Origin of the sequence: Sulfurovum sp., assembly GCF_041562805.1 — a bacterium.
In the GTDB taxonomy this organism is placed as follows: domain Bacteria; phylum Campylobacterota; class Campylobacteria; order Campylobacterales; family Sulfurovaceae; genus Sulfurovum.
Map to the genome: position 1 here is coordinate 1 of NZ_JBFFOH010000068.1, position 11,804 is coordinate 11,804.

Annotated in this window: 12 protein-coding genes; 5 read left to right on the forward strand and 7 right to left on the reverse strand. The window is 37.7% G+C overall.

The genetic code is table 11. The annotated features are described in order from the left end of the window. Positions 1 to 327 precede the first annotated feature (327 nt). From ABYK33_RS09060 to ABYK33_RS09080, 5 genes are read left to right on the forward strand one after another with little or no spacing between them, the layout of a single operon-like run. Entirely contained in the window at positions 328 to 924 is a 597-nt protein-coding gene (locus tag ABYK33_RS09060; RefSeq protein WP_373032827.1) for a CDP-alcohol phosphatidyltransferase family protein, read from the forward strand. Then, a complete protein-coding gene (locus tag ABYK33_RS09065) occupies positions 924 to 1,844 on the forward strand; it encodes a phosphatidate cytidylyltransferase (RefSeq protein WP_373032829.1) in 921 nt (306 codons plus the stop codon). The genes ABYK33_RS09060 and ABYK33_RS09065 overlap by 1 nt, the downstream gene beginning before the upstream one ends. A gap of 8 nt (positions 1,845 to 1,852) precedes the next feature. Further along, on the forward strand, positions 1,853 to 2,467 hold the full coding sequence (locus ABYK33_RS09070; RefSeq protein ID WP_373032830.1) for a lysophospholipid acyltransferase family protein: 615 nt from the start codon (positions 1,853 to 1,855) through the stop codon (positions 2,465 to 2,467). Further along, complete coding sequence (locus ABYK33_RS09075; protein ID WP_373032831.1) at positions 2,464 to 4,212, forward strand: bifunctional alpha/beta hydrolase/class I SAM-dependent methyltransferase; 1,749 nt, start codon at positions 2,464 to 2,466, stop codon at positions 4,210 to 4,212. The genes ABYK33_RS09070 and ABYK33_RS09075 overlap by 4 nt, the downstream gene beginning before the upstream one ends. Further along, positions 4,199 to 5,554, forward strand: coding sequence for a dual specificity protein phosphatase family protein (locus tag ABYK33_RS09080; RefSeq protein ID WP_373032832.1), 1,356 nt, complete (start codon positions 4,199 to 4,201; stop codon positions 5,552 to 5,554). Before ABYK33_RS09075 ends, ABYK33_RS09080 begins: the two co-directional genes overlap by 14 nt. A gap of 58 nt (positions 5,555 to 5,612) precedes the next feature. Here the strand turns inward: ABYK33_RS09080 and ABYK33_RS09085 are convergent, their stop codons facing one another. From ABYK33_RS09085 to ABYK33_RS09115, 7 genes are all read right to left on the reverse strand, one after another. Continuing rightward, complete coding sequence (locus ABYK33_RS09085) at positions 5,613 to 7,007, reverse strand: YiiX/YebB-like N1pC/P60 family cysteine hydrolase (RefSeq protein WP_373032833.1); 1,395 nt, start codon at positions 7,005 to 7,007, stop codon at positions 5,613 to 5,615. Next, positions 7,004 to 7,216: a hypothetical protein gene (locus tag ABYK33_RS09090; protein WP_373032834.1), complete on the reverse strand. Its 213-nt coding sequence runs from the start codon at positions 7,214 to 7,216 to the stop codon at positions 7,004 to 7,006. The genes ABYK33_RS09085 and ABYK33_RS09090 overlap by 4 nt, the downstream gene beginning before the upstream one ends. Further along, positions 7,213 to 7,440 carry a hypothetical protein gene (locus ABYK33_RS09095; protein ID WP_373032835.1) on the reverse strand — a complete coding sequence of 76 codons (228 nt, stop codon included), beginning with the start codon at positions 7,438 to 7,440 and terminating at the stop codon, positions 7,213 to 7,215. The genes ABYK33_RS09090 and ABYK33_RS09095 overlap by 4 nt, the downstream gene beginning before the upstream one ends. A gap of 36 nt (positions 7,441 to 7,476) precedes the next feature. Continuing rightward, positions 7,477 to 7,875: a hypothetical protein gene (locus tag ABYK33_RS09100; protein WP_373032836.1), complete on the reverse strand. Its 399-nt coding sequence runs from the start codon at positions 7,873 to 7,875 to the stop codon at positions 7,477 to 7,479. A gap of 33 nt (positions 7,876 to 7,908) precedes the next feature. Next, a complete protein-coding gene (locus ABYK33_RS09105) occupies positions 7,909 to 10,143 on the reverse strand; it encodes a phospholipase effector Tle1 domain-containing protein (RefSeq protein ID WP_373032838.1) in 2,235 nt (744 codons plus the stop codon). Next, entirely contained in the window at positions 10,143 to 11,522 is a 1,380-nt protein-coding gene (locus ABYK33_RS09110; RefSeq protein WP_373032839.1) for a tetratricopeptide repeat protein, read from the reverse strand. Before ABYK33_RS09110 ends, ABYK33_RS09105 begins: the two co-directional genes overlap by 1 nt. Further along, on the reverse strand, positions 11,522 to 11,804 hold a 283-nt coding region (locus ABYK33_RS09115), incomplete at its 5' end, for a hypothetical protein (RefSeq protein WP_373032840.1). The genes ABYK33_RS09115 and ABYK33_RS09110, both read right to left, overlap by 1 nt.

Sequence of the window (11,804 nt, forward strand, 5' to 3'; positions counted from 1 at the left end):
CAAACTGTTTCGTATCGTTATCTAGTATTTCAGTCAGGATGTCTTCTACTTCAATATAGCGTTTAAGCTCCGTCACCACATACCCTTCATCGTCTGCATCCACGACGAAACAGTGGGCGTGGCCGTGTTTGTAGATGTTGTACAAAAAACTACCGAATTTAACTCCGTCGATGACAAACTGTTAGGAATCACTCATGTATCTTATTTATTGACCAAAACATGTTAGCATGTTTTATCTCTTGTAAATATATTAAAATATATACTAACAAATTAAAGTGTACTTCTGTATAATTATTGAAAATATTCTTTGAAAATGGAAAAAATCAAGTGATAACAATATATGATTTAAAACCAAAATTTCAGGCGATGCTTCGCCCCATAGTACATTTCTTGTTTGATAGAGGAATTACCCCCAACCAAGTGACTGTTACAGCACTCCTATTGTCCATTTTAACAGGTCTGTTAATTGCGTTTTCGCATGGAGCGATTTGGACATTGTTACTTGTACCTATCATTATGTTTGTGAGAATGGCGATGAATGCTATTGATGGTATATTGGCCAGAGAACATGATATGAAAACGAAACTGGGTGCTCTTCTAAATGAACTAAGTGATGTCGTCTCAGACGCCGCCCTTTATCTTCCTTTAGCTTACATCAATGGTGTCAGCCCCGTTTTGACTGTCTTATTCGTTCTTTTTGCCATATTGACAGAGATGACAGGTGTCCTTTCTGTTGTAATGGGGAATGAAAGAGCTTATGATGGACCTATGGGCAAAAGTGACAGAGCGTTCCTTGTTGGTTTCATATGTCTTATTTTAGGTATTGGTGTATCTGCATCTTGGTGGGTAAATGTGTTATTGATCGTAGCTATAGTACTTGAGACTGTAACAGTTATTAATCGTGCAAAAAAGGCTCTACTTTAATGGAACAACTCTTCTTTAACAAGGCTGGTATAGTCTTAGGGATCATATTAGGCTTGCTCATTTTGGCAACTGCCGTTATCTATACCGTTTACCGAGACTCACAAGAATTAAAAGATCGAATTTATTCGTGGTGGATCATTATCATTTTTTTTATTTTGGGTGCAATGTTGAATACAACTGTAGCCATGTTCTTTTTCGGTTTCTTAAGCTTTTTAGCTCTAAAAGAGTACTTTACACTTATTCCAACGCGAAGAACGGACAGACGCGTCATATTTTATGCATATCTGGCAATTATTCCTCAATTTTATTTTGCAGGTATTCAATGGTACGGAATGTTTATTATATGGATACCGGTTTATCTTTTTTTACTTCTTCCATTTAGGCAAGTATTAACGGGCAATAATGAAGGGTTCCTTGAAAATACAAGTCGTATCCAGTGGGGACTTATGATGCTTGTGTTTGGTCTTAGCCATATTGCCTACATGTTAACGCTGCCACCTGTTCAAGGAAGTGATATCGGAGGAAAAGCATTAGTACTGTACCTTGTCCTACTCACAGAGCTTAATGATATTTTGCAATATATCTGGGGAAAGCGTATTGGAAAAAGGAAAATTGTTCCAAAAGTCAGTCCAAATAAAACCATAGAAGGATTTGTAGGTGCGCTCATCAGTATTACTGTACTAGCTATTCTTTTTTCATTTCTAACACCATTTACATGGATACAAGCAGCAATTGCCGGTATGATTATCTCTTCTGCCGGATTTGTCGGTGATGTCGTCATATCAATGATTAAACGAGATATTGGTGTCAAAGACTCAGGAACTTTACTCCCAGGGCATGGTGGGATCTTAGACAGGATTGACAGTCTAACATATACGGCCCCGCTCTTTTTCCACTATGTATACTATCTCTATTATTGAGCATCATTATGAAAAAAATATTCTTTTTAATAATCATAAAACCTATCATTCTTATTATCGCAGGTGTCAATGTTAGAGGGATTAAAGATTTACCTGTAACAGGACCTTGCATTGTTGCAGCGAATCACAACAGTCATATTGATACCTTAGCTTTGATGAGTCTTTTTCCAATAAATGGCATTGATAAAATACGGCCAGTAGCTGCAGCTGATTACTTCTTGAAAAATAGGTTCAGCGCATGGTTTTTTTTAAATTTAATTGGCATTATTCCCATCAGTCGAAAACCAGATAAAAGTGAAGGGCACCCCTTTGATAAAGTAAGAAAAGCGCTCGAAAATAATGAAATTATTATTATTTTTCCAGAAGGAAGCCGAGGAGAAAGTGAACAAATGGGTCGTTTTAAAACAGGCGTAGCCCATTTAGCAAAATCGTTTCCAGAGGTACCTGTACTACCAATACATATTCATGGTGCAGGAAAATGTCTGCCAAAAGGTGAAGCCCTTTTCGTACCTTTTATAATCGATATTTTTGTCGGTAAAAGTATATACCACCAGGAGACAAATGTAAAAGAGTTTACATCACTGCTTGAAGAAGAGATTAAAATTTTAAAAGGAAAACAATGACAACACAAACCGGATACTTCACAAGTTTCGATAATAATGAAATCTTTTATCGAAAGTGGGTACATGACGCTAAACCTAATGGGAGAATTCTTTTGCTTTTACATAGAGGCCATGAACATTCAGAGAGATTAGACCCTATCGCTCAAAAGAAAGAATTTGAGGGTTATACAATCTATTCCTATGATAATAGAGGTCACGGGAACACCAAAGTTCCTGCAACCTATGAGTTTATGGATTTAGTCAGAGATCTCAACAGTTTTGTGGGCTTTGTTTGTCAACAAGAAGAGAAAAAGGAAAAAGATATTTTTGTTGTTGCCAACTCGGTCGCAGGGGTGGTGGCCTCAACCTGGGTACATGATTATGCGCCTTCTATCAAGGGAATGGCTTTGATCGCACCAGCGTTCAAAATTAAACTCTATGCTCCGTTTGCAAAAGAGTCCTTGAAACTAGCCATACGCCTAAAGCCCCAACTAAATATTAAGTCTTACGTAAAAGCAAAGTTTCTAACACATGATAAAACAGAGCAAGTAAAATATAATCAGGACAAGCTGATCACTCCAAATATTCCGGCTAGACAGCTTACCACGCTCTTGGATACCGCTAAACGCGTTGTTGGTGATGCAAATTTAATCGTTACTCCGACCCTGGTATTGAGTGCAACAAAAGATTATGTCGTCGACTCCAAAATACAGGGAGACTTTTTTTCTAAACTTTCGTCAGAACACAAAAAATTTGTCCAGTTGGAAGGATTTTTTCATGGTGTTTTATACGAGGAAAATAATCAGTTGGCTATAGATGAGATCAGCTCTTTTATGACTGAGTGTTTTGACAAACAGGAAAATTGCAATCTTGATACAACTATAAAAGAGACGGCTGATGAGTTCGCCAAAATTGCATATGGTTCTCTTCCTTTACTCACTGAGATGAATTACGCAATACAAAAGTTTATGATGAGCAGGCTTGGAAGTTTAAGCGACGGGATGAAAGTTGGATTAACCTACGGATTTGATTCGGGTGTTACACTCGATTACGTTTATAAAAACGAAGCAAGTGGAAAAACATTTTTGGGAACAATGATTGATCAAAACTATCTCAATAGTATTGGTTGGAAAGGCATTCGCCAAAGAAAAATCAATATTGAAAAAAGTCTTGAAGAAAAAATAGCAATATTGCATTCAAAAGGTCAAAAAGTGCGTATTTTGGACATTGCAGGAGGACCGGCACGTTATCTAATCGATATTGCAAGTAATCATCCTGAAATTGAAGTTCAAGTTAGAGACTATCAAGAACAAAATGTTCAAGAAGGCCGACAGTTAGCTCAAGATAGAGGTCTTACAAACATCAGCTATATGCAATGTGATGCTTTCGATTCCAACAACTACGATAAAAGTACCTATAGTCCAAACATCATTATCATTTCAGGTATTTTTGAACTGTTCTCGGATAATGCTTTAATTGCGAATGCCATTGAGGGTGTTTGCTCTATCATTGAGGAGAATGGATTTTTGATCTATACGGGTCAACCCTGGCATCCACAATTAGAACAAATTGCCAATGTTCTAGGAAATCACCAAAATGAGAAATGGGTAATGCGCCGTCGTTCCCAATATGAGCTTGACAAGATTTTTAAAAACAGTGGGTTTGTAAAAGACACTATGGATATTGATGATTGGGGTATATTTACAGTTTCTTCTGCGATGTATCAATCCAAAACAATAAAAGAAGAAGACATTGTCAGCGTATAGATTTGATCCCGCATTAGAGGCTGTGACAGCACCGAAAGAACGTATTGTATGGCTTATATTTATGGGGATTGTCTTTTTTTTGCTCTATGGTGCCAGTAATCAATTCGCTGCAATAACGGCACCTCACATTTCACTATTTATGTCTTGGGAAAGAGACATTCCATTTATTGAATCTTTTATCGTGCCTTATATGTCGTCAGATCTTATGTTTGTGATTGCTTTTTTATTACCTTACACACGTTTAGAAATCCGTATTTTAGCGGCAAGAGTCCTTTTTATCGTTTTTTTTTCCATAATAATATTTGCTCTTTTCCCTCTGCAGTTTGGATTTGAAAAGCCCAAAGTAGAAAGTTATAATCTTCTATTTACAGCACTGCAGGCAGACCTCCCTTTTAACCAACTGCCTTCTCTACACATCAGTTTTGCTATCGTATTGTATGCCTCAATGAAACGACATTTAAAGAACTCTATTGTTCGGCTAATCGCCCTTGTTTGGTTTAGTTTAATTGCGCTCTCTACCCTTTTTGTCTACCAGCACCACTTTATTGATTTACCCACGGGAGCGTTCATGGGATTATTGGCACTATTTATTATTAAAAAAGATCAAAAATCTTTTTTTGTATCACAATTCAGCACGCCAAGAAGTTTAAAAATGGGGCTCTACTTTTTAACGGCTGCAAGTGTATTTATGATACTGAGTTTTACTGTTGAGCATGGAATGGCTATACTCTTTTACCTATTCATATCATTATTCAGTGTAGCCCTTGTTTATGCATTTGGATTAAATAACTTACTAGCAGGGAAAGATGCCCGGGCATCACTTTTACATTGGATTATTTTCTTTCCGTACTTTTTGGGAAGTCGCCTTTCATGGATGTATTTTAAACGTAAAATCGACCTTATGACAAAAGTAAAAGACAACGTATATTTAGGACGTTTACCGTCTGCTAAGGAGTACTCTAAAATAAAAGATAATAACATTGCCCATATTATTAATTTAGCAACAGAACAACAGTGGCAGAAACCCTTTCAAGAAGAGATACGTTTCCCTTATCTTGACCAAACGATTCAAGCACCTCATGCTTTGCATCAAGGAGTACTTTTAATTGAAGCAAACAAGGAAAATGGTGTATATGTGCACTGTGCACTTGGGTTATCACGGAGTGTACTGTTAATATCTGCATGGCTTCTATATCAAAAATACACGCTAGCAGAAATTGACACCTTAATGGCAAAACTACGTCCGGCATATGTCCGTTCTGCCTATATGGACTTAACATTAAAATTATACATGGGGTATCTAGAAGATGAGCATACGCAGTCTTTCAACAAAAACACCTAGGCTAATAGAACCAAAAAGTGTCACGAATACGACCAGAATTCGTAACATCAAACACTTCTTATATCTTATCAATCAACATCTTTTTCCATAGACCTTCAGAGTGATCGATCTCTTTTCCCTTATAGTAAAGAGAAATAAGTTTAAGCTCGTTTGATTCTGTCTTATGGGCAATATGATCAGGGCTTACAGTATAACGTCCAAGAGTCTTACTTGTTGGCCATTTTATATGTGTATAACATATGTAGACTAGCTCTGAGCAGACAATTTTATCTGTTGTTTCCACATCAAAATTAAAATCATACGCCTTTCCCAACTGGGCAAATGCGCGTAATATAATGGCCTTCCTTTTCTTGACATCTATGGCACTCTCTCGTAAAACTGCCATATCGTCAATATTTAGAAAATGCTTTAAGCTGTTTAGTTCAACACCTGAACGGAGTGCTTCTACTATCTGACGTCCCTCTTCTATCTGCTTGTGATAAGGCACGATAATAGGTTCATCCCAAATACCAAGCTCTTTGAGCTCTTCCTTAGAACCTATCCAAATAGCTGCATGCCCCCAATAACCTGGTATAAACTTATCTGTCAGTCTAAAGGGTGTTTTTTCTAACAAGATATCGCCAGCCTTCATCTCTTGACGCAAAGCTGTCTCAGCTGTATTATTCGTATACATCAATCCTCGTCGTGTCGAGATCAGACCCATACCGTTTCCAAAGACGCCACTCATAAGATTTATACTGTCATCTCGAAACAACTCAACTTCATCAACACTGCTCTTGCCGTAAAAATATAATTTTCTTGCTACAACCTGAAAAAAGTTTTTATCTTCCTGTGCTCGGTAAGATGGGCTATTCTCAATTAAAGTTTGTAAATAGACCATCTCATCATCATACTCATACTCTTGTTCTAACTCTCGTTGATAAAACTGAATCGCTTTTTGCATGCGAATATAGTTACCGATAGAGGTATATTCACTTGTAATGAGAAGAAGTTCACGGCTTTCCAAGTTGTATTCACTGTCTGCATCATTAATAACATGTCGCAAATGCCGTTCACTTTGCATCGCAGAGAGGTTGAAAAGGTAATTATCATAAAGAACGATAGCTGAAGAAAGTGAGAGCATCACTCCTTTAAAACGTCTTTTTTCATCTAATTTTTTTTCTTTTAGCCAAGGCTCAAACAACAATGCTTTTTTTAACAAAGCACTACGCAGTGTTTTGTAATCTTCTGTACGTTTCTTTATTTTCTGAATAGATTGAGCACTCAGGTACCCGCTTGACTCCAACTCTGTATTTAACTCGTCGAAAAAAGCAGGAGATTGACTGCGCTGCACCAATGAACGTTCGACTAAAGTGTACAACGACTCCATCTCAACATCGAAGATATCTCTATTTTCTTGTTCAGCAGACAAGTTTAAAGAAGATATTATTAATAAAACAATTATCCATTTCATTTTTTTACTTTATTCGCATCAAAATGTGTACGACCTATCAATATAGTTTTGTACAGTGCTATCAAAGCGAGAACAGACATTAAACTTGGAATAAGCACAGTTAGGTTCATTATAGCTTTGAATGGTACCACTCTTACTTTTTTTTTCAGATTATGGGTAATCGTCTCTTTGGCATTATCTGAGAAAATGCTGCTTGCGCTTACTTTCATATCCGCTTTTTCCAAGGTGGGAGAGGTTTGGTATAGAGTCTCTTTGGTACTACTTTGAATCCGCGCATCAGTTTAGCTACATGTTCTTGCGCTTTGTCTCCGTGTACGGCAATGGCGATCTTCATCTGCGTTGTCAGATGCCAGTAGCAGTTGAGATCGATGCGGTGTCTGTTCAGTGTCTCTTCGAGAGCTTCGACCTCTTCTATGGTTTTTGGGTAAGTCATTTTGAGGCTTTACCTTTTACTGGACACACTTTCATTTTATGTAAAATCTTTAGATGGAAATTTATCGCCTGTCGCACCGTATACAACTCTTTGACCATATATACCATTATCACCTTCAGTCGAAGGTTTATTTGCTATGGCATTTTTCAAAGTATGCAAGTTTGATGACTGGTGAATATATCTCTGTCTGAGTTTATAATGGTCTTCTTTGGCAATGGGTTCAAACGTTGCAAGCTTTTTATAAACCTGAACTAATAAATGTTCTTTTTCTCTAGAGCTTGTATCATTTTTTGCTATTGTGTCTAGTTTATATTGATCTAGTATTGGGACTAAAGGTACTCTGTTTACCTCTTCTTTGTCTTTTGATGTTGCTTCGTCATGCATAAGCTTCAAACAGACAAGTTCGTATTCCCATGAGAGGTTTTTTCGGTACATATAAGTCTCTTTCTGAGTGTAATACATATTATTTTAGCCATGACGGTGGCTGGTATGATTCTCTTTTTTGACCAAATACCCACCTTCTTTCGCTTTCTCACCGATAGATGAAACTTCGAAATCGTCATAATAGTCTTTCGCTATCCATTGGTAACGCTTATTCCACGTTTTAAGCTTATCGAGATCTGTTCCTACTGGATAAAGAATAAGCTCTTCAGCAGGTGAGTTCTGGTATCCGCCACCTACGTCAGCATGAGCGCCCGGAACAATAAACTCTTTGAAATTTCCTTCTACCTTGTGAACACCGCTATAGGGCGCATCAAAAATAGAGTGTGCTTCAAAGTTATATCGGTACTCATCCATGGCCATAATATGATAGACCGATCCGATCTTCTCCTTATCGAAGTGTATGTTTAAATCTTTAGAATCATTACTCTGCATAAACCCGTAATGCGTAACGGTATCGCCTATGTTTGCATGTCTGAAAGCAAGACTTTTAATACTGATTTCAGGCTTATCATGATATTTCTCATTTATTACCATCTCAGCATCTTCTTTGTCCTCTTCACCTTTTCTATAAGCACCTGCCGCGCCCTTTATCAGAGGATTGAAATAAGGTTGATCATTGATGTAGGTATAAAGTCCATTCTCTTCTTCATAAAAAGGTGAAAAGGCATTTTTGCCCTCTTCATCGGTGTCAAGCGCATATTCCAAGTACCCATCTTGTTTTAAAAGTGCAAAATCTTTCATCAAGGTACAGGCAAAATGGCGTGCTTCCGTTGCTCCACGACTAAAACCAAAAACGTCCAAAACCAATTCATCGACATGTGTGGTCTTTTGTTCTCTGAGCTGCTCAGCGATCTTCTCACACGAGTAGATAATATGCGCTTTAACGCCTGCTTTGCCTGTGCCCAAACCTAAACCAAAGAGACTGTCATTGTCAAGGGCCATATTATCGACCGGATCGATCGTTCCCGAGCCAGAAGCATAGAGCTTATAAGATTTCACATTTTGAATATCTGCCTTGGTTCTTGAAAGCCTATCGGCTCCCTCATAATGCTCATACAATCGTTTGATGTTGGTATATCCGTTGGTGTAAGAGCTATCTTCCACACTGTCTGGAAGGACCTCCTTAACAAGGTACTCTCCTATAAAGGCATCTAGTTTCTTTTCATCAACTAATGTTCCACGATCCAAACCGGAAAGATTATTAAAATAGTCACCTATCCCTTCAAAAAAGCCGTCTTCTATACCATTATGAGTTTGATACACTTCCACAAACAGTAAAAAGAGTTTATCCGAGTCTTTCGTAGCACTGTCAGAATATATATGATATTTATTTTTTGTGCCAACTAGCGATCTCTCTTCAAAATAACGCATATCGGCAATGACCTCATTTCTCAACAAGTTCATTATGGTCTCATTTTTTTCGCTGGGGTGTTCCAAGAAGGCTTTGGCAAAGAGGTCTTCATTTTCATTATCGCTAGTTTTTTTGATTTCTCTTATAAAATCTATCTGCTTTTTCACATACTTTTTAAAGTCCTGAAAAAAGTCAATATTGTACATATTGTTGTTGGTGCCGTCAAAAAAGACCCCAAACTCCACTTGAAGTTTTGGCATTAACGAGACGCTCACCTCGTTTTCATACAGACTTAACCTAAAGTCGATATCTACAATTTCTTTTGAATTTTTCAAAATGTAGTTATAGACATAAGGCAGAGAAACCAGGGCATAGGCCTCTTGTTGCGCCTGGTTTACATTGGTACGAGAAAAAGCTCTGTTTTCCTCATTGATATATGCATCACACTCTTTTTTGTCTTTATGAAGATAGGTGACATTTATCTTTTCACCAGAAATCGCCTCGCTCTTCTCTAAATTTTTCGCCGCGTCTTTAAAGGATTTTGACTTAAGTGCATTTGCTTTGGATGTGACATTGTAAGCAGGAGCGTTAAAGAGGTGTACAAGTTTATTTTCTTGTTTTAGATTGACGTTTCTTATGTTTTTATTGACCTGTACATAATTAGCATCTTCTGCTTCTATCGCTTGTTTTAGAATTGCTGCATATTTTGCTCTTGCCGCATCAACAACGGCTTTGTCATCTTTTAAGGAACCGGCAAGTTGTCGCGCTTCGTCTTTGCTGACAACCAGGTAGGCAAAACGGGTTCGTTCGTCTTGTTTGCAAGGGGTCCCGTTTTTGTTTTGGAAGCTCTTGATATGCAGGATTTCATCATGGTTATAGTAAACCTCGCCTTCATACCGTGCAGACATTACTTTTCACCTTTTTCATGTTTCATTTTATACTCTATCTCATAGATTCTGCCTTGCACTGGCCTGCCTAATTCAATGGCTTTTCTATACCATTGAATAGCTTTTGGGTAATCTACATCATCAAATTCATAGATATGGCCCATATTAAATGCTGCATTTGCATCTCCCATTTCAACTGCTTTTAGATACCAAACTATCTCATTTGCTTGATCTTGTAGAGTCTCACCATACAAAACACCCAAATTATATGTAGCAATTGCATCACCCATCTTATTTCCAAGTTTGTAATAAGCTATTGCTTGGTCATACTCTTTGAGTTGATTTTTATAAAGCAAGCCCATCCCTGAAGCACAATTCCCATAGCCATTATCAATACACTCTTGATAGATCGCTTCGGCTTTTTTATAGTTCTTTTCATCTCCGCTTTTAGCATACATCAAACCAGCCTGATAAAGGCCTTGATAGTTCCCAAACTCTGCTAATTTTCTATAAAACTTCTCTGCCGTTTCATACTTTTTTTGAGACCGATATACCCGTGCTAAATCTAAAAGTGCATCGGTGTTACCTATTTCTATCTCTCTTCTGAAAGCCGCTTCTGCCTCTGCCCATCGTTCTTCTTGTGCAAATATTACACCAAGGTTGTGTGCCCCTTTGGCATATCCGAGATCTGCGGCCTGTTGATAATACTCAAACATCTCTTGGCGTTTATCATAACTTCCGGCGTGTTGATCACGAAGCTGTCCCATTAAAAAGAGTGAAGTAATGTCATTTCTTTTTATACCCTCATTGATAACATCTTCGGCATCCCCGTACTCTTGCAGACTCATATAGTACAGAGCCTTACAGCCATAGGCATTCATATTGTCTTTTTCAATCTCTTCATCATAGAAGTCCAGGGTTTTTGACTTGGCTTTTGACTTATTTATAAACTTGAAGTAACTCTCATCTTTTACGATGGCGTAAATACCGCCTATTTGACAGGTGCTGTCTTTGTACTCTTTTATCTTTTGAAAGTATGGAAGCGCTTTTTCGTGTTCTTTAAGGGCTTCATTGTAGATACCTGCTGTAAAATAGACAGCTGCTTTATCACCATTATCTATAGACTTCTTGTACAGCTCTAAAGCTTTTGCATAATCTCTTTGAACGGCATAAATACCTGCCAGAAAGTTGATATTTTCAACTGTAGGTGCATTTGCTGTTTTCTCTTCCAGGCATTGCATATATTCTGTGTTCGTTTTTACAACGTCTTTACATAAAATCTCTTTTTGAACAGGTACTTTGATACTTTCCAAAAAGGTGTCTATATCTACTGCTGTAGTCTCCGCTAAAAGTGTGTTTACTATTAGGAGTAACCCGATTATGACTTTATATATTTTCATTATTTCTCTTCTTTTGCTTCGACTTCTTCTACCTTATTCGTATCATACACCAGCACTGCGTCTGCCGCATCTTCCGCTTTACCGTCAATGTACGCTTTGAATGGTATTTCTCTTACTTTCTCTTCTTTTAGATTATGGGTTATCGTCTCTTTGCCGTTGTACTCTGCAATATCGTTGCCGTTTACATTCCATCTGATCTTATCCAACTCTTCGGCTCTCGGCTCGTCTATATTTAAAATCGCAAGACACGCACCCTCTTCTTCAGAGTTATAGCTTTCTGCA